The organism is Chryseobacterium sp. OSA05B (genome assembly GCF_019970065.1).
In the GTDB taxonomy this organism is placed as follows: Bacteria; Bacteroidota; Bacteroidia; order Flavobacteriales; family Weeksellaceae; genus Chryseobacterium.
Genome location: NZ_JAHXYH010000001.1, coordinates 1263888 through 1282211, shown reverse-complemented (window position 1 = coordinate 1282211; position 18324 = coordinate 1263888). Strand labels below are relative to the sequence as shown.

The following is an 18324-nucleotide window of genomic DNA, read 5'->3' as shown; positions in this document are numbered from 1 at the left end:
TAGGGAAGATGGAAGGTGGAAGATGGATGTTTTTGAAGAGGAAAATACAACTTCCAACCGGTTTCTATTGATTTTTAAATCCTGATTATTAAGCTTTAAAATTTACCCATTAATTTTAAAACTGCGTCCAATAAAAACTTCCATCTTTCGATTAAATCACTCCAAGAATCAATGCTGCGATCAACATGACAATTGAAGATCCCAATGCCCATTTTAACGTATATTTCAAATGATCTGAAAATTCTACACCAGCCAGCGATACCAATAAATAAGTAGACGGAACCAGCGGGCTCAAAAGGTGTGACCCCTGTCCGATAAGGCTCGCTCTCCCAAGAATTTCCGGAGAAATACCCAGCTGATGCCCGGTAGCGACAATAATAGGGAGTATTCCAAAATAATAAGCATCATTCGAAAGGAAAAAAGTCAATGGAATACTGAAAGCAGCTGTTACAATATTCAGATAACCGCCCCAGCTTTTCGGAACGATTTCTATCATACTGTTTCCCATCGCCTGCATAATGCCGGAACCATTCAGAATTCCTGTAAAGATTCCTGCCCCGAAGATCATTCCTGCTACAGACAAAGCATTGCCCGCATGTTTTGAAATAATTTTCTGCTGGTCTTTTAATTTGGGATAATTAATGATGGAAGCAATACAGAAAGCGATCATAAAGGCAATTCCCAATGGAACAAGGTCCAGGATCATCACCACCAAAAGAGTGATGGTAAGAGCCAGATTGATCAGGATCAACTTGGGACGTCTAAGTTTAAGATCTACTTCGCCGATGATATCATTCGTGTTATAATTGGTAAATTTTCCATGCTTGGCAATTCTTATTTTTTCTCTTCTTCCCAAAATATAGGCCACGAATATCACCCACAGAATACCGATTGCCATAATCGGGATCATAGGCACAAAAATTTCTGTGTGTCCCAGTTTCAGAGAGCTCATAACCCTTGCTGTAGGACCGCCCCACGGGAGAATATTCATGATTTGTCCTGCCAGCATAATGATGCAGGTAAGAATCAACGGGTTCATGCCCTGTTTTTTATAAAGGGGAAGCATTGCAGCTACCACAATTAAATAAGTGGAAGAGCCGTCACCGTCCAGAGAAACCAGAGCAGTAAGAACTGCTGTTCCTATGGTGGTTTTAATGGGATTATCCCCAACTGCTTTTAAAATAATATTGACCAAAGGCTCAAAAAGTCCCGTATCGATCATTAAACTGAAATACAGGATGGCGAAGATCAGCATAACGCCGGTAAGGGCTATTTCTTTGACCCCGTTTTTCATCATTTCTCCCAGTTCAGGACCAAACCCTGCAAAGAGAGCTACGGTTACCGGGACGATGACCAATGCCGTAAGCGGAGTCATTTTTTTGTTCATGATCAGAACCATGAAGATCAGAATCATGACGAATCCAAGGAATGTAAGCATAGATGATTTGATTTATAGTTATTTATTTTTGTTTTTCTTTCTCCAGTCGAAACTGTTTCTGTAGCCGATGTAGCCGTAATTACTCGTAGATCCGGTCTCCAGCTGATTGATAAAAGCGACTTCAATGGCTGAGTTTTTTCCGACTTTAATTCCAAGTCCGGCTGTTAAACGGTTACTGTCAAACGGATCTTCCTTCACCACATTCATCCTCAATTCATTTTTCAGAATGCCGTACAGTTTTTCTTTTTCTCCCTTTCTGTTAAAAGGAATTCTCAGGGAAATCAGATAACGGAGTCTGACGATGAACTCATCCGGATTGCTGATGAAACGTTCTTCCACCCGGAAGCGGTGCGAGACGGAAGTTCTTCCGATATTACCTCCCAATGTCACTTGCTGGAAAGGCCTTTTTTCATACCGCTCTTTTTTTGAATTGTCAGATTTATAGGAATCCAGAACCAGAAACATGAATCCGGCAGCGGGTTTCACTTCATTGGCCACTTCATAATCTACATACGCAGAAACCAGGAAAAGTCTTGTGTCATACGCGAGATCAAAAGAACGGTACTGCGAAAGGGCAGTCAGTGTACTTTTGTCGGTGAGTCTTGCGGACATCAGATACTGAAACCACATATTGTAGTTATCTCGGCTTTGCGCGTTGGCGAGCCGGATCATTCCCAGCATCAAAATGATGATTAATCTGAATTTAATTTTCATGTAATATTGAGTTAATATCCTGATGTCTCAAATATATTTATAAGAACCAGCCGCAGATTTATTTTTCAATCAATGACAGTTTTTATCAGTGAACTGCACGATGGGGTAAAAAAGATGGTATATTTGAAAGATTGAAATTTGGATTTTTTAGATGTTTTTAATTCTAAATATTGTATTTATATTACTGGTTTTCAGGCTTTTGTTTAATGCGAAAGTGTTGAAAAGACTGATGGAATATCATTGGGGATTTTTGTTGAAGTTTCAGCACATTTTTTTCCTTTTGATCTTCATTGTCATCACTTTTTTTACTGAAAACTACTTTTTAGACGTTCCGGAACTCATCTGGAGTGTTGTATCGGTCATTATTTTTAATGTCGGAATTTACAGTCTTGTCTATTTTTATCTGGTCCCGGAATTTTATCTTTCCAATAAATATCCCGAGTTCATCCTCTATGCCCTGATCAGTTTTCTGGTGTCGAGCCTTTTCCGGATTTTATTACAGCCGGCGGTGTTTCACATGAATTTCAATGAAACCCTTTCCAATACCAAATTCCTGTACAATGTGTATACAGCGCAGGGAATTGTGATATTGGTGGCTTCGTTTTTAGGCATCACCAAGGATAAATTTCTTATCGAACAGGATTTTAAAGATTTGGGAGAAGAAAAAGACCAGTTGTACCTTGATCTGCTTAAATCTAAAATGAACCCCCATTTTCTGCTGAATACGCTTAATAATATTTACTCCAAAAGTTTCCAGCCTTCAGAAAATACGTCAGAATCCATTTTGCAGCTCAGTAAACTGCTTCAGTATGTGATTTATGATACCGGAAAGGAAAAGATTTCTATGGCTCAGGAATTTTCATCTATTAAATCCCTGGCTGGATTGTATCAGTTAAAGTATAATAATGTGTTGAACATCAATTTCGATATTCAGGATGAAGAAACCCTGGAATTAATTGATATTCCGCCATCTGTTTGTCTTACCTTATTTGAAAATGCGTTGAAGCATTCAGCGGTGGGAATAGAGGCGGAGACTTATATCAATGTCAGCTATAAAATACAGGATCAGGAACTTTTGTTTGAGATTGAAAATTCTGTATCAAAGAAAAAAAATCTTGTCGGAAATATGAATGACAGCGGCTTGGGAAATGAAGCAGTCATCAATATTCTGGAAAAAAACTATGCGGGAAAATATACTTTTATATCCGAACCTGCAGACCATAACAACTATCAGACTATTTTAAAAATTAAACTGTAATGGCTAATCTGACGATTGTAAGTGTAGATGATGAATATCCGGCGCTCCAGCTGATCCAGAAGTATTGCGGGCAGATGGAAGACGTGGATCTGCTGAAGGTTTTTCAGGATCCTGAAGAAGCACTGGAATATCTTAAGCAGAACCCGGTAGACCTGGTGATTCTGGATATCAATATGCCCTACATCAATGGAATTGAGCTCCTGCATCAGCTTCCTTATAAACCGCTGTGTATATTTCTGACATTGGAAACCCAATACGCGGTCAAAGCTTTTGAACTCGATGTTGTCCATTATCTTGTAAAGCCTGTCGATTTTGAAACATTCAGAAAAGCGATCAATAAGGCGAAAGATTTTATGCAGTTCAAAAATTCTACCGAACAGCAGAAGAAAGAAGATTTTATCATGTTCAAATCCAATTACGTGATGCACAAAGTTCTTCTGGATGATGTGCGATGGGTACAGGGATTCGGGGAATATATCATTCTGGTGACCCATTTGAAAAAGTACATGATTCTTGAGCGGATGTCCAATTTTGAAGAGAAATTTCAAAACCTGGGCTTTATCAGAATTCACAAATCCTATATCGTTCTATCTTCTCATATCAGTTCGTATGATACCGCGAATGTGTATCTCAAAGATGGAGAAAAACTTCCATTGGGGAGAACGTATAAAAATTCTTTAAAGGCTTATTTGAATTAAAATGAACATTTGAGGATCTCCCAAAGATCCCACAGATTTTGGCTTTAGCCAAATCATAAATCCGTCGTATTAATTATAAGAAAAAAGGTTGTCTCAAATTTGAAACAACCTTTATAGTTTTTATGATTTCTTTCCGCCGGCCTGCATCGGGTTTACTTTTCCGTTGGCACCACCTCTTACCGGCCCGCCTCCCTGTTTCTGTTTAAACAATTGGAATTTGGAAACCTGAGTATCCGTACCGGAACTGCTCCATAAATTATTGGAAGTATTAATATCCGCAGTTTCTCTCATCGGGTCCAGCTGAATCGACTTGATCTTTTTATCAAAATAATAAGTCTTTGAAACTTTCTGCTCATTCTGTCTCCAGATCTGTGCAGATGATTTGTCGTACAGTTTGGATCCGTCTTCAAAAGTAAATTCAAGAATGATCGGCATTACCAGTCCACCTTTATTTACGAAATCGATCTGGTAGCCGGTCAGGTTTTTGAATTTCTCTTTATCCTTAGCATCCAACGGTTGACCGGCTTCCGTTTTTACGGTGTATTCTTTTACGGCATCCAATTTCTCCTGACCTCTGTCGTATCGGTAATAGAAATCCTGGAGCTCTTTATCTTTATCTACATAGAAAGTGATGTTCTTATCTTCTTTATTTCTGATTTTAGAAATATCTTCAAAATCATTCTGAAGAGGTTTTTCCACTTTATACTTTATTTCTTTGGCTTCTTTTGGCGGCGTGTTGAGATCCGGAACTGCCACAGTTACTTTATCGATGGCAATATCTACAGGATCCGTTCCATAGAACCATCCTCTCCAGAACCAGTCAAGATCTTCACCACTGGCATCTTCCATCGTGCGGAAGAAATCTGCAGGTTCCGGATGTTTGAAGGCCCATCGTTTAGCATAAGTTTTAAAAGCTTTGTCAAAAAGTTCTCTTCCCATGATCGTTTCACGGAGAATATTAAGTCCGGTCGCCGGCTTTGAGTAGGCATTCGGACCAAACTGAATAATGTTTTCAGAATTACTCATAATGGGCTCCAACTGATCTTTCGGCAGCTTCATATAATCGGTGATGGTCCATGCCGGACCTCTTTTGGAAGGGAATTTATTATCCCATTTCTCTTCCGTAAGATATTCCGTGAACGTATTTAATCCTTCATCCATCCAGCTCCACTGTCTTTCATCGGAGTTGATGATCATCGGGAAGAAATTATGTCCAACTTCGTGGATCACTACGCCGATCATTCCGTTCTTGGTTCCTTCAGAATACGTTCCGTCTTTTTCAGTTCTTCCGAAATTGAAACAGATCATCGGATATTCCATTCCGTTGGCTGCTTCTACAGACTGTGCGACAGGATATGGATAAGGAATCGTGAATTCAGAATAGGTTTTGATCGTATGAGCAACTGCTTTTGTCGAATATTTTCTGTAAAGTCCATAAGCTTCTTTTGGATAGAAACTCATCGCCATTACTTTATTGTTGTTTTCAGGAATCGTAACGCGCATTCCATCCCAGACAAATTTTCTGGATGAGGTCCATGCGAAATCTCTTACATCGTTAGCTTCAAAATTCCATGTTTTTCTCTGCTTTGAATGATTTTTCTCTGCTTTTTTCGCCTCGTCTAATGTTACAATTTCAATAGGTTCAGTGGCACTTTCAGCCTTTCGGTATCTGGCTATTTGATCTGATGTTAAAACCTGTTCATAGTTTTTACATTCGCCGGTTCCACCTATGATATGGTCTGCAGGAACATTCATCGAAACTTTAAAATTTCCAAATACCAATGCAAATTCACCGCGTCCCGTGAACTGGTGGTTCTGCCATCCGTGAAAATCACTGTATACGCACATTCTCGGATACCATTGTGTCATCGTGTACAGGTCATTGCCGTCTTCAGCGAAATTTTCATAACCGCCGCGGCCGCCCATTTTTATTCTGTTTGGGATATTATAGTTCCAGTCTACTTTGAAGACCAGTTTTTCACCTTTCTTTAAAACCTTCGGCAGATCAATACGCATCATCGTCTTGTTAACCGTGTATTTCAGAGGATTTCCTGAAGCATCCGTTACCTTTTCCAGATTCACGCCATAGCCGTTGTCTTTTTCCGGAAGTTCAGTGACCTTTAGCTGTTGATCATGGGAAGAAGCAGGAAGGGTAGATGGAAACTGAAAACCAGCGTTTTTAACAGTGGACTGTTCGTTTTCGTCCAGCTGAAGCCAGATATAATCCAGGTCATCGGGAGAATTGTTATAATAGGTAATGGTTTCAGAACCTTTCAGATTTCTTTTGTCTTCATCAAGGTAAGCGGTAATATCATAGTCAGCCCTGTTCTGCCAATAGCCGTGTCCGGGAGATCCGGAAGCCGTCCTGTAAATATTGGGAGTCGGGAGAATAGTTCCCAGCTGTTCGAATCTGTTTCCGTGATTACTTCCAGGATTATTCTGGATATTTTGTGCGGTGAAACCTGTATAAGCAAATACAGAAAATGAAAGTAGAACTGTTTTTAGTTTCATTACCGAATTGATTTAATAATTACCAAAGATAATAATAAGTAGCTGAAAAATTGAAAATGTTTCAAAGTTAAAAAGGAAGTCTTTCCAAAGTCATTTTTAAAGCCAGTGCAAAAACTCCGGAAGATACAAACAGGATCCAGTCTTTTTTATTGACCTTAAAGATTTTCAGCAGGACAAATAAAAGGATAAGAATGCCCAAAACAATGACGATCTGACCAAGTTCCAGCCCGATATTAAACCCTAATAGCGGAACAGCGATATTTTGACTTTTGGCGATCATCACCCTTGCCGTATTGGCGAAACCCATGCCGTGGATCAAACCGAAGATCAGAGCGAGATAATAATTGGCTTTCATCTGGGTCTGCTTTTTATTTTTCATCAGAATATTATCCAAAGAAGTAATGACGATCGTCAGTGGAATTAAAAACTCCACCCACGCAGAAGGAACCCGGAACACATCAAGAATGCTGAGAGCAAGGGTAATGGAATGCCCGATGGTAAAAGCAGTCACAAGGATCAGTATTTTTTTCCAGTCACTGTAAGAATATACGGCGATCAGGGCTAAAACAAACAGCTGATGGTCCAGCGCATCCAGAGAAATAATATGTTCCCAGCCAAGGTTTAAATAGAAAAGAAAATCCTGCATTTTGAGTAATGTTTATTGTTTTTTTTGTTATTGATCGTATTTGAAGAAATATTTTTTTAACGGATGATTGAGAATATAATTTATTTAAGAATATGTTGTAATAGTTAATTTCCGGTTTTTTGGAACGATATAGTGAATTATTTTACGTAGTATTTTTGTTTTTATGAATAATATTGATGTTTTGTTGAGATTGTTTATGAGATAAATATTGTATAATTGTAATGTTAAAAAAACTTAAATATGCATTTTAAAAAACTATTTCTTACAAAAGTAAACATTCCGAATGGAGGAGCGAAGTTTCTGAGAAACGCGACCGCTGCTTTTTTAGGATTGTACTCGTATGCTTTTTATGGACAGGTGCAGAAACTAGATTCCCGGTTTGATGTTTTGGTAAAAAACAAGGAGATTCTAGCCAGAGGAAACGCCATAAAAGATATGGAGCGTGATGACATGAAACTGGATAAACATCTGGTGGTGACTTCCAAAGGAGCACAAACCATGTATTCATGCATTATTTATACAAAAACCCCAGAGAAACTTAAAGCTGACGGGTTTTTAGTACAAAGTCAGTTGCCTGGTTTTGCCACTGCTCTGGTGACCATCGAAGATATTGAAAAGCTCATGCAGCTTCCCTATGTAACTTCTGTAATGGCACCCACGTTTGATGAACTTCATAATGATGTGAGCAGAGCCCAGTCCGGAGCAAGCCTTCTGCAGGATGGTGTTTTCAATAATACCGCTTACAACGGAACCGGAATTCTGGTAGGAGTATATGATACAGGGATAGATTGGAAACATCCCGATTTCAGAAAAGCTGCTGACCAGACGAAAAGCAGAATTGTTTCCATTTGGGATCAGACATTGACCGCACAGGGAGGTGAAGTACCTCCAACAGGATTTGCAACAGGAGTAGAATATACAAGAGCCCAGATTGAAGATGAGCTGGACGGTACTCCGGCAGGTTTTGTCCGTGAAAATGATATCAACGGTCACGGAACGCACGTATCCGGAACCGCTGCTGGAAACGGAGCTGCTTTTGCAGATAAAAGACACAAAGGTTTTTCTTCTGAAGCGGATATCGTTTTTGTAAAAGGAGGAAACGGATCTTTTCCTACTACCAATACGATTAATGCTTTAACTTATTTTCAAAATGTTGCCACCGCTTTAAATAAACCCATTGTGGTCAACATGAGCATCGGAGGGCAGGGAAGCGCACATGACGGAACATCATCTCATGAAGTGGCCGTTAATAATTTCACCACTGCAGCTCCTGGAAGAGTAGTCGTGATTTCGGCAGGAAATGATTATGGGGCCAATCTGCACAGAAAAGTGGATATAGAACCGAATGCTGCACAGTCTTATACGTTTACGGTTGGCAGTAACACCTCTGCTTCTTCGGTATTTGCATTTCTGATGTATGCCAATAATGACACAGCCGTTACCGCCAAACTGACCGCTCCGGATGGACAGCAGTATACACAAAACATCGGGACCAATACACCACACAGCATAATAGGAGGAGGCTTTACTGCATCCATGTACAATTATTCCAGTACAGATAATAACAAGCGTTATGTACAGCTGGTGATCAGCAGAAATACTGGTTCCACAGCGAATTGCCAGGGAACTTATACTTTGGAGATTACCAATAACGGAACTCAGCCCATCACAACGCATGGTTGGTTATACAGCAAAGGAACAGGAGTGGCGGCTTCGCTTCAAAATGGAGACAACGAGTATGTAGTAGGAAGTCCGGGGAATGCATCCAATGCCATTACCGTAGCTTCATATATGGGAAGAGCAAGCTGGTATACTGCTGCAGGAGGGTATTTAACCACGATACCTCAGGAATCGATTTCTTCATTCAGTGCGCAGGGGCCAAGGGTGGATGGTTTTCAAAAACCGGATATTACAGGTTCAGGCCAGAATGTGATTTCTTCGAGATCAGTTGATTCTGCTCCCGGAGCAACGGATATTATCAATGGAACCAATTTCTATGTGAAAAATCAGGGAACCAGTATGTCTTCTCCGGGAGTGGCAGGAGCCGTGGGCTTATTGCTTCAGGCAAACCCGGCCCTGACTGCAGCACAGGTGAAGAGCCGCCTTACTGCTAATGCAAGAAAAGACGGGGCTACAGGAAATGTCCCGAACGTAAGATGGGGTTACGGAAAATTAGATATTTATAAAGCGGTTACCGATCAATTGGGATGTGTACAATCCAATTTTGAAACGGTGACTTATGATGAACCTTACATTGTAGCCAATACAGAAAATAACAATTTCTTTGATAACACTGCATTTGCAGTTAGATATACACCAACATTAACAGGGAAATTAGGTGCTTTGTCGTTTGCAACGGGTACATCTGCCATTCCAACTGATATGGCTGTTGATATCCAGGTAAGAAAAGTAGATGCCAATGGTGATCCCGGGGATATTATTGCCACAAAAACCGTTTCCTCATGGGTAAATGATGTTCAGAGATTTACGTGGAACTATGTAGATCTGTCCAGCTTAAATGTACAGATGGTGACCGGCAAAGATTTTTATATTGTCATCAATGGACTGAGTGGAAGAGTTTCCATGAAAAATGAATCTGTTGCAGTGAGCGGACGAAGCAAAACTTCACAAAACGGAACGGCATGGACGGCTAGAACCTTTGATCTTAAAATGAGAGCTACCGTTTATGAAAATGTAGCTGAAGTGAAAAACCTGGCTACGGTCAATCTGAATAAAACAGCAACACTAGCGGGTGGGTATAATTATTTTACCAATACATGCCAGTTGATCACGAGAGTGGAAAAGGAAACAGGCAGCACCGTTTCAGGAGATGTCACTTCAAAAGTCTGGGTGGATAATGCACAGCCTAATTACGTTTCAAGAAGATATGAGATCAATCCGGCCAACAATGCTGCCACAGCTACAGGGAAGGTTACCTTGTATTTCAAACAGGCTGACTTTGATACTTATAATCTGACAAACAGTGTGAAATTACCTACTTCAAGTACGGATAATGCTAATAAAGTAAATCTTGTAATCGAAAAATTTGTAGGAACGAGTACAGCAAATACAGGTACTACAGTTTCTTTCGGTGGTTCGGCTACGGTTATAACGCCTAATGTAGCTGATATCGTTTGGAATGAAACCTATCAATATTGGGAAGTAAGTTTCCAGACTACAGGTTTTGGAGGATACTTTGTAAAATCAAACTCTTCTGTACTGGGTACGGCAGATGTTAAGCTGAATTCAGAAGTTAATATCACTCCGAATCCTGCCAGAGACTTTGTTAATGTAAGATTAGGAAAATATACTAAAGCTACCGTAACTATTTATGATGCTTCCGGAAAATTGATCAGCACAGCCCATGTGAACAATTCGGAAAGTAAAATTGATGTTTCATCGCTGGTAAAAGGTGTTTATCTGTTTACTATTACCTTAAACGACAATACAAAGATTACTAAAAAAGTAGTTAAAGAATAATTAAAAGAACCGAAAACGGTCATTATAAAAGGCAGTGGTTGTATAACTGCTGCTTTTTTTATATTTGTTTAAAAATAAAATCAATGCAGGGTAAATTTTTTCTCATCTTTATTTTTTCGGTCATGCTGATTTTTCAGAGTTTTACAAAAACAGATGAGGTTCATCCTTATCATGTAGGTTCTGTAGAAATTAATTATAACGCAAAATCAAAATCCTTTGAGATTACAGGACGTTTTTTTCTGGATGATCTGGAGAACGGATTGGGGAAGAAATATGGAAGTTCTTTCCACTTTAATGACGAAAAATATAAGACCAGGATCAATGAAGCTTTGGAAAAATACTGCGCTGAATATTTTAAGTTAAAAGCTGACGGCCGGTTTTTAAAGATAAATTATGTAGGCTATGAAGAAGACAGTGAGTCGGTGAATGTCTTCCTGGAATCTGAAACCGTAACTAGTCCTAAAAAACTGGAAGCAGCTGTAAGCTTCCTGTATAACCTTTTTGATGATCAGATCAATATTGTTCACATGATTGTCAACGGTGACCGGAAAAGCGAAAAGCTGACCTATCCTAACCGTTATCTGTATCGACAATTTTAGCCCTCCATTTTTCTTCATTTTTTCTTATGCAGTGTATATTTATTGAATAAATATTAAATCACTAATTATTGATTAATAAATTTCAATTGTATCCCATTTAAAATTATTTTTAATAATTAATTGATAAAAAAAATAACATTTTTGTATTAATAAATTATATATAATTAATATTTTATTAATTAACGTTTGTAATATTTGTTTTTTATTTAAAAAAAATTATATTTGTGTAGATCTATTTAGATTTAATTAATTTTTATTAATTCACTTTTTAAAGGAAATTTTTAATTAAAATTATAATTTGATGAGTAGATCTAAACAACCGATTGGAATACAATAAAGTATTCTGTATGGGATTTTGAAATTCAGCAATAACTTGCATTGATTAGGTAGGTATTGCGACAATAAGTTCATTATCCAACACGGAACAGGAGATTAAGATAACCGAAAATGAGATATTGATTCTAATAACACAAATTGTTAAAAGCACTTACGTTCCCTGTGAGTGCTTTTTTATTTATTTTCAAGCTGGATCAGTGCATTGATCCCTTTGGTGTGAGCAAGAAGATCAGGAAAAAAGTCATTATAACATTCCTGCAGAAAAGGTTTGTTATTCAGAAATGCTTCGTAGACCGGGATATCCGGTTCCAGATATTTGGCCTTATTCAGAACATTTCGCATGCTGAATTTAATGCCCCAGTCTTCGCGGTAATTGTACAGCCAGTCGTCCTGCTCCATTTTAGCCAGCATTATTTTGAAATGGTCAGGAAGCCATTCTTCATTTTCGTTAAGTACTCTGTACACCCTTAGTGAATGAGCTTTCCACTCAGCCAGAGAATGCAGGGAAAGATCGGTAGCCACAAAATAATCCATAGCAACATCTACAAAAGCTCCGGCATAGAGTCTCACCAAAGGGGCAAATACTTTTTTAGCCTCATGAATAGCCGGGTGCGAATCTGTGAAGGTATCCACGGCTCTGTGCAGCGTAATGCCATCCTGAATATCTTTCGGAAAAGAATAACGGTCTTTGTTGCGGATAAAATCTTCAAGAAACTGTCCTACGATCTGTCCGTCCGAAAAAGTGAGAAAAGAATGGGCTAAATAATTCATAAACGAATATAAAAATTTTTACCCAAAAACCGGCCATCGGCAAAGGTCTCCACCCAAACTCCTTTTTCCGCTTCCGTATACTTAAAATCAATTGAATTTAAAATAATTTTCACCGGAGAAACTAAACACAGGTGAAGCTCATCATTACTGACAAAACTTTGAAATTGCACCGGATGAGAAAAGTTGTTCATGATCTGCAGGTCTTTGTAGCCGTACACTACCGTACAGTCAGAGCCCAGCGGAGTAAAACGTTCGTGTTCCTTATAAATATCTATAGAATGGGGATATCTCTCAACAATCGTCAGCCCGGTTTGCAGAGCTGCATAATACAGGATGGATGAAAACTGACAGATTCCGCCTCCAGATCCGCTGGAGATATTATTTTTAATGAGATTCCTGCCTTCTTTGAAATTCTTCTGCGTAGGTTTTCCAATTAATTTCCAGAAAGAAAATACTTCACCGGGCTGAATCACCAGATTATGGATCTTCTCACTGACTACTTTTAAATTGTGAATTTTATTGTCATTGAATGCTCCCTTTTTGATCACCTGTCTGAGCTTAAAAATATGCTCACCTATACTTTCAGCAGCATATTCCGTCGGATAACGGTGACCGGATTTCCGTTCATCAAAATACCGCTGCCACAATCTGATGTGCAGTTTTACAGAATCAGGTAAGAGTTTTTTTACGATCCGTCTCATTTCTTTTCAAGCACTACAATGTAATAGGAAGCCCACTTTTTCATGAAAGTACGGCATAGCAGAATATCTAAGGGCAGAAAAAAACTCCTTAAGCCTTTCGGAAGTCTGTGAACAGGAAATAATAAAATACCGGTGGTGCTCCTGATATTCCATTGAGTTTGGGTTAAATGTGAAATTTCAGCCGGAATAAAGCTGTTCCCTGCATGCCAGTCTTCCTGAGGTGAAACCGTTTTCCGTCTGGCTTTTGTAGGATAATCAAAAATTAAAATGCCCTGGTTATTTAATTTCTGAAAACATTCATGGAGAAAATTTTCTGTCTCCTGTTTGGTCTGATGCATAATGACGTGAAAACAAAAGATACAGTCGAATGTTATATCAAACGGAATTTTAGAAATCTCGCCGACAGCTGTTATTTTATCCGGATGTTTTTTGGAAGCAATGCCAAGCATTTTTTCACTGAAATCCACTCCGTGTGTGGCAAATTCAAGAAGCCTGCCCGTTCCGCATCCGAGATCCAGAACTTTAGCATAGTTTTTATCGATGAAAAAAGAGTTTAAAAATGATTTCTCCTGCCGGTCAATATACTTTCCGTAAGAGTTTCCAAAACGGTTCTCTTCATAGTTTTCTGCCAGGTGATTATAGTATTCAAGGATACTTTTTTTCATTATTTTAAATTCTTTAGTGAAAATAATCAATCTGGCTTAGACTGTAAAACAGTCAAAATCCAGTAGCTGGACCACAAAAGCAGAAACATCCCGAAAAACAAATTTGCTTTTCTGTTGACCCTCATCGGATTGATCAGTACCGTAAATGAAAGCAGGGTCAGACCTCCGTAGAGCAGGACAAGAACAAACTTTTGGATATTTTCAAGCTGCATGTGGAATGGTTTTTAAAAGATCCTTTCGTGGAAATCTTCAATTTTGCTCACTTCCTCGATTTTAATTCCAAATTTTCTTTTCGGAATCTTGTTGAGATTGGAGACAAATATTTTTTCGTAGCCTAATTTCTCAGCTTCTGTAATTCTCTGTTCCACCTGCGCGATAGGACGGATCTCTCCGCTTAGCCCGATTTCTCCTGCAAAACAGAAATGCTCGGAAATCGCAATATCTTCGTTGGAAGACAGAATAGAAGCCACTACCGCAAGATCCAGTGCAGGATCATCCGTTTTGATTCCACCTGTAATATTTAAAAAGACATCTTTCGCGCCCAGCTGAAAACCTGCGCGTTTTTCCAGAACAGCTAAAAGCATATTCAGTCTTTTGGCATCAAATCCGGTAGAACTTCTTTGCGGAGTTCCATAAACCGCAGTACTTACCAGAGCCTGGATTTCCAAAAGCATTGGCCGGTTTCCTTCCAGAGTGACTGCTACTGAGTTGCCGGAAAGTTCTTCAAATTTCTTGGTGATCAGGATCTCGGAAGGGTTTCTGATTTCCTTTAAACCTTGTGAAACCATTTCATAAATTCCTATTTCAGAAGTAGATCCAAAACGATTTTTATTGGCTCTAAGCAGTCTGAAAAGGTGATTTCTGTCGCCATCGAAATTTAAAACTACGTCTACCATATGTTCCAGCACCTTGGGTCCGGCAATCTGGCCGTCTTTCGTGATGTGACCTACCAGGAAAACCGGGGTATTATTTTCTTTTGCATATTTAATGATCTCATTGGAACATTCCCTGATCTGGGAAACGGTTCCGGGTGAGCTTTCAATTAACTGAGACTGTAAAGTCTGAATGGAATCGATGATCATGAAATCCGGTTCCAGTTTTTTGGCTTCATGGAGGATTTTTTCCAGTGAAGTTTCCGTAAAAAGAAAACAGTTTGGGTTTTGAACATCCGTCAGCCTGTCCGCTCTCATCTTGATCTGTGAAGCACTTTCCTCACCGGATACATAGAATACTTTTTTCTTCATCTTTAGAGCCAGCTGAAGCAGAAGCGTAGATTTTCCGATCCCCGGCTCTCCACCAATTAACGTTACCGAACCCAATACAATACCGCCTCCCAGAACACGGTTCAGTTCTTCGGAAGGAGTTTTTATTCTAGGTTCTTCGCTGGTCACCACTTCAATAATGTTGATGACATGCTGTTTTGATTTTGAAAAGGGTGGAGTTTTGGATGAGGTTTTCTCAACAACTTCCTCCACAAGGGTGTTCCATTCTCCGCAGTTTTTGCATTGCCCCATCCATTGGGAATATTGGGTTCCGCAGTTTTGACAGAAATATGCTGTTTTCAGTTTTGCCATACTGCGAAGTTAAAAAAAATGAATGTCCTTTTGGAATTTTAATTAATTTTCAGGCATGAAAAATATTATTCTAAAAAGTCTGGCTGTATTGGTTGTAATGAGTCTTCTCAATGCTCAGCTTGCAGATTGGACCGGCAGATTCTTTACACAGTCTGGAGCTCAATTTGGAATGCTTTCAGCTTCTATTATTGTAGCGTCTTTAATCATTACTGTGATTGCCTGGGTAACGATATTACTATTCAGGAAGAGTTATGATTCGATATGGAAAATTGCTGTTTTATTTGAAGTCCTTTATCTGTTGATGCTCTTGCTGTCCGGAACTAATCCTTTTGCCTATTTTGTGGAAACATCAGATGTTCATCTTACAAATTTGCTGGTGTTTGTAAATTCAGTAGGTGTTTTTCTTATAATCTGTCTTTTTGATGTAATTTATTCAAGAATAATTGCATCTAAAATTAAAAACTAACATACATCAAGAACAAAATCACTGATATATCATACCTTTACTCAACTAAAAATAAGTTATAATGAAAAAAGTACTTTTATCTTTCGTATTCACGCTGCTAAGCGTTTTGAGTTTTGCACAGACTGAATGGACTGTAGACCCGATGCATTCTTCGGTAAATTTCAATATTAAGCACATGGGAATCAACTTTGTACAGGGTAGATTTGATAAATTTGAAGGGAAAATAACAGCCAACGCGGCCAATTTAGATAATGCCGTTTTTGCATTCGAAGTAGACGTGAACTCTATCAATACAGGAACGGATATGAGAGACAAGCATCTTAAAAGCGCAGATTTTTTTGATGTTGAAAAATATCCTGCCATGAGCTTTCACAGCAAATCAATCACTAAGGATAAAAATAATACATACATTCTGAAAGGTGCTCTGAAAATTAAGGAGACAGTTAAAGATGTGAGCATTCCGGTAACATTCGGAGGAGTGACAAAAAACCAGCAGGGAAAGGAAGTAATGGGTTTCCAGGCGAAATTCACGGTTAACCGTCTGGACTACGGAATTAAATACGATCCAACCGGTGCAGGTGTAGCTAAAGATGTAGACGTAAGCTTATATTTTGAACTGGTAAAACAGTAATTTTATAGATAATTTTGGTAAAAAAGGTTTTTCAATCACTTGAAAAACCTTTTTTATTAGAATTGAGCTCTCGCAGATTCAGCTGATTACGCCGATTTAACGCAAACATCTGTTCAATCTGCGCGAGATTATTTTTTAGTTTAAGAATTAATTTTCCCCGAAGAAACGGTGAAAATACCATAATCATCGATCAGCATATCATTTTTATGAACACCGCTGTGCTTCATGACTCTGTCAAGTTCCTTCTGCGAACGTCTTCTCATGACCCAGTCTTTGTTCTGATGATTATTCAAAACATAAGCGATCATTTTCAGTTGCGGATGCCACGGCTGTCCCGTATAAACAACAAAAGAATTTTTTTCAGAAACAGAAGCCGCTCCTTTAATCGCTTTAGCTGCCATTTCGTTGTCTCCGAACAGTTCCAGAATTCCTGAAATAATGATGATATTCGGTTCGAAGTTGATCTTTTTATAGGTTTCAGGATCAAAGCAGTCAAAGTTGGTAAAACGGATATTCTGGTAATTTTTTTCCCTGATCACCTGTTCCCCGATCTCAATGTTAGCCTTGACAAATTCATTGATAACGATGTCTGCTTCAGGATATTTTTCTTTAATATCGAATAAATAATTTCCCGTTCCTCCGGCAATATCAAGAATTTTAATCTTTCTGCCTTCCTTTTTAAGACTTTGAATATTTTGTTCCAAAAGCTGAATCAGATGTTCTTTACGGATACGGATACCTTTCCAGCCGATCGCGTTGAGATAATTTTTATCCATCATTTTTCCAAAACCTAACTTTCCTTTCGGTTGGTTCTGATAGACATAATGTAACGAAGCTCCCGAATCAAAACCATGTTTTAGGCCGATAGCCATTCCATTGCTTATTTTTCCGATATTATTAAGGGAGAATTTCTGAAATTTAAAATTCAGGTTGTTCCCCACATTATTCTGAAGATCTTCATATTCCTTTAACGAGAAACGGTCAGGATGAAGAGAAGCTGTTTTATGCGTTCTGTTGAAACATTTTTCTGCAAAATCGGCCACTTTATCGTAGACTTTCTCTTTTCCGGTGTCAAACAGAATTCCATGGAAAAAGCCGGATAATACTTCATATTTCTTTAAATCCGTATCAAGTTTGTCATAAAATGTTTTTTGCTCTTTATTAAAAACCACATGATCCTTTTCTGCTGCCAGAATCAAGGCAGGTGTATCGATAGCTTCTGCATCTTCTACGAGACGTTTTCCGGCTTTGGCAAGGTCAATAAGAAGTTCTGCGTCGATAGATCTGGTGATCAGAGGATCTGTATCATAAGCTTTTTGCTGTTCCGGATCGTGGGTCAGCATTTTGGATTTTACATAGCTTTTGATAATCAGTCCTTTTTTAAGCTTGGTTCCCAGTGTGATCATTTCATTGGCCAATGGAACGATAAGATTAATTTTAAAAGCAGGCGCGAGAAGTGCCATTCCTGCGATATCAGGCGCAAAATCGTGGGCCCATGCCGAAGCTACAACCCCTCCGATACTGTTCGCTAAAACAAAAATATCTGAAATATTCACACTGTATTTTGATCCCAGAAATTTGGAAAAAGAATCAAGATCTCTTACATAATCCATGAAAACAGAAGAGGTTTTGGTCTCTGTATGCCCATGTCCGCGAAGATCAAAAGCGAAAATACTGTACTTCGAAAACTGGGGTGACTGGGCGATGTCATTCAGTCTTTCCGAATGCTCATGACCACGGTGGATTATGATGATGCTTTTCTGTTGAGGCTGATAATTCCACTCGCGGTAGAACATACTGTTGCCGTCAAAACTCTTAAAATGTCCGCTGTTCATA

Annotated in this window: 16 protein-coding genes; 6 read left to right on the top strand and 10 right to left on the bottom strand. The window is 38.8% G+C overall.

Annotated features, from left to right (window positions below):
* Nucleotides 1-151: 151 nt before the first annotated feature.
* Nucleotides 152-1438, bottom strand: a complete 1287-nt coding sequence (locus LC419_RS05800; RefSeq protein WP_090025445.1) for a CitMHS family transporter — start codon at nt 1436-1438, stop codon at nt 152-154.
* Between the two features lie 18 nt (nt 1439-1456).
* The gene (locus LC419_RS05795; protein WP_223606465.1) at nt 1457-2152 is read right to left on the bottom strand and encodes a DUF2490 domain-containing protein; all 696 of its coding nucleotides are present in this window, start codon (nt 2150-2152) and stop codon (nt 1457-1459) included.
* Between the two features lie 151 nt (nt 2153-2303).
* Between LC419_RS05795 and LC419_RS05790 the strand changes: the two genes are divergently transcribed.
* Together LC419_RS05790 and LC419_RS05785 are read left to right on the top strand one after the other, a co-directional pair.
* Nucleotides 2304-3410 (top strand): sensor histidine kinase, encoded by a 1107-nt coding sequence (locus LC419_RS05790; protein WP_223606464.1) that lies wholly within the window; start codon nt 2304-2306, stop codon nt 3408-3410.
* On the top strand, nt 3410-4108 hold the full coding sequence (locus tag LC419_RS05785; protein WP_223606463.1) for a LytTR family DNA-binding domain-containing protein: 699 nt from the start codon (nt 3410-3412) through the stop codon (nt 4106-4108). Before LC419_RS05790 ends, LC419_RS05785 begins: the two co-directional genes overlap by 1 nt.
* 120 nt (nt 4109-4228) lie before the next feature.
* On the opposite strand, the gene LC419_RS05780 is transcribed toward LC419_RS05785, so the two are convergent.
* Together LC419_RS05780 and LC419_RS05775 are read right to left on the bottom strand one after the other, a co-directional pair.
* Nucleotides 4229-6619, bottom strand: a complete 2391-nt coding sequence (locus LC419_RS05780) for a M1 family metallopeptidase (protein ID WP_223606462.1) — start codon at nt 6617-6619, stop codon at nt 4229-4231.
* A 67-nt stretch (nt 6620-6686) separates the two neighbouring features.
* Nucleotides 6687-7265 (bottom strand): HupE/UreJ family protein, encoded by a 579-nt coding sequence (locus LC419_RS05775; RefSeq protein ID WP_223606461.1) that lies wholly within the window; start codon nt 7263-7265, stop codon nt 6687-6689.
* Between the two features lie 240 nt (nt 7266-7505).
* Between LC419_RS05775 and LC419_RS05770 the strand changes: the two genes are divergently transcribed.
* Both LC419_RS05770 and LC419_RS05765 read left to right on the top strand, forming a co-directional pair.
* On the top strand, nt 7506-10745 hold the full coding sequence (locus LC419_RS05770; RefSeq protein WP_223606460.1) for a S8/S53 family peptidase: 3240 nt from the start codon (nt 7506-7508) through the stop codon (nt 10743-10745).
* An 83-nt stretch (nt 10746-10828) separates the two neighbouring features.
* The gene (locus LC419_RS05765) at nt 10829-11344 is read left to right on the top strand and encodes a DUF6702 family protein (RefSeq protein ID WP_223606459.1); all 516 of its coding nucleotides are present in this window, start codon (nt 10829-10831) and stop codon (nt 11342-11344) included.
* 510 nt (nt 11345-11854) lie between these two features.
* Here the strand turns inward: LC419_RS05765 and LC419_RS05760 are convergent.
* Genes LC419_RS05760 through radA form a run of 5 tightly spaced genes read right to left on the bottom strand, consistent with a single transcriptional unit; the run spans nt 11855 to nt 15391 of the window.
* Entirely contained in the window at nt 11855-12451 is a 597-nt protein-coding gene (locus tag LC419_RS05760) for an ACP phosphodiesterase (RefSeq protein WP_223606458.1), read from the bottom strand.
* Complete coding sequence (locus tag LC419_RS05755; RefSeq protein ID WP_223606457.1) at nt 12448-13152, bottom strand: VanW family protein; 705 nt, start codon at nt 13150-13152, stop codon at nt 12448-12450. Before LC419_RS05755 ends, LC419_RS05760 begins: the two co-directional genes overlap by 4 nt.
* Nucleotides 13149-13817: a class I SAM-dependent methyltransferase gene (locus LC419_RS05750; protein ID WP_223606456.1), complete on the bottom strand. Its 669-nt coding sequence runs from the start codon at nt 13815-13817 to the stop codon at nt 13149-13151. The genes LC419_RS05755 and LC419_RS05750 overlap by 4 nt, the downstream gene beginning before the upstream one ends.
* Nucleotides 13818-13843: 26 nt before the next feature.
* The gene (locus LC419_RS05745; protein WP_223606455.1) at nt 13844-14029 is read right to left on the bottom strand and encodes a hypothetical protein; all 186 of its coding nucleotides are present in this window, start codon (nt 14027-14029) and stop codon (nt 13844-13846) included.
* 12 nt (nt 14030-14041) lie between these two features.
* Nucleotides 14042-15391 (bottom strand): DNA repair protein RadA, encoded by a 1350-nt coding sequence (gene radA / locus LC419_RS05740; protein WP_072921532.1) that lies wholly within the window; start codon nt 15389-15391, stop codon nt 14042-14044.
* A 55-nt stretch (nt 15392-15446) separates the two neighbouring features.
* On the opposite strand from radA, the gene LC419_RS05735 reads away from it, so the two are divergent.
* Nucleotides 15447-15857: a hypothetical protein gene (locus LC419_RS05735; RefSeq protein ID WP_223606454.1), complete on the top strand. Its 411-nt coding sequence runs from the start codon at nt 15447-15449 to the stop codon at nt 15855-15857.
* 61 nt (nt 15858-15918) lie between these two features.
* On the top strand, nt 15919-16488 hold the full coding sequence (locus LC419_RS05730) for a YceI family protein (protein ID WP_223606453.1): 570 nt from the start codon (nt 15919-15921) through the stop codon (nt 16486-16488).
* Nucleotides 16489-16628: 140 nt separating this feature from the next.
* Here the strand turns inward: LC419_RS05730 and LC419_RS05725 are convergent, their stop codons facing one another.
* Entirely contained in the window at nt 16629-18323 is a 1695-nt protein-coding gene (locus LC419_RS05725) for a bifunctional alpha/beta hydrolase/class I SAM-dependent methyltransferase (protein ID WP_223606452.1), read from the bottom strand.
* Nucleotide 18324 lies beyond the last annotated feature (1 nt).

Excerpts from the sequence above, each read along its gene's own strand:
- LC419_RS05800 (WP_090025445.1), bottom strand. The coding sequence starts at position 1,438 with ATGCTTACATTCCTTGGATTCGTCATGATTCTGATCTTCATGGTTCTG.
- LC419_RS05795 (WP_223606465.1), bottom strand. The coding sequence starts at position 2,152 with ATGAAAATTAAATTCAGATTAATCATCATTTTGATGCTGGGAATGATC.
- LC419_RS05790 (WP_223606464.1), top strand. The coding sequence starts at position 2,304 with ATGTTTTTAATTCTAAATATTGTATTTATATTACTGGTTTTCAGGCTT.
- LC419_RS05785 (WP_223606463.1), top strand. The coding sequence starts at position 3,410 with ATGGCTAATCTGACGATTGTAAGTGTAGATGATGAATATCCGGCGCTC.
- LC419_RS05780 (WP_223606462.1), bottom strand. The coding sequence starts at position 6,619 with ATGAAACTAAAAACAGTTCTACTTTCATTTTCTGTATTTGCTTATACA.
- LC419_RS05775 (WP_223606461.1), bottom strand. The coding sequence starts at position 7,265 with ATGCAGGATTTTCTTTTCTATTTAAACCTTGGCTGGGAACATATTATT.
- LC419_RS05770 (WP_223606460.1), top strand. The coding sequence starts at position 7,506 with ATGCATTTTAAAAAACTATTTCTTACAAAAGTAAACATTCCGAATGGA.
- LC419_RS05765 (WP_223606459.1), top strand. The coding sequence starts at position 10,829 with ATGCAGGGTAAATTTTTTCTCATCTTTATTTTTTCGGTCATGCTGATT.
- LC419_RS05760 (WP_223606458.1), bottom strand. The coding sequence starts at position 12,451 with ATGAATTATTTAGCCCATTCTTTTCTCACTTTTTCGGACGGACAGATC.
- LC419_RS05755 (WP_223606457.1), bottom strand. The coding sequence starts at position 13,152 with ATGAGACGGATCGTAAAAAAACTCTTACCTGATTCTGTAAAACTGCAC.
- LC419_RS05750 (WP_223606456.1), bottom strand. The coding sequence starts at position 13,817 with ATGAAAAAAAGTATCCTTGAATACTATAATCACCTGGCAGAAAACTAT.
- LC419_RS05745 (WP_223606455.1), bottom strand. The coding sequence starts at position 14,029 with ATGCAGCTTGAAAATATCCAAAAGTTTGTTCTTGTCCTGCTCTACGGA.
- radA (WP_072921532.1), bottom strand. The coding sequence starts at position 15,391 with ATGGCAAAACTGAAAACAGCATATTTCTGTCAAAACTGCGGAACCCAA.
- LC419_RS05735 (WP_223606454.1), top strand. The coding sequence starts at position 15,447 with ATGAAAAATATTATTCTAAAAAGTCTGGCTGTATTGGTTGTAATGAGT.
- LC419_RS05730 (WP_223606453.1), top strand. The coding sequence starts at position 15,919 with ATGAAAAAAGTACTTTTATCTTTCGTATTCACGCTGCTAAGCGTTTTG.
- LC419_RS05725 (WP_223606452.1), bottom strand. The coding sequence starts at position 18,323 with ATGAACAGCGGACATTTTAAGAGTTTTGACGGCAACAGTATGTTCTAC.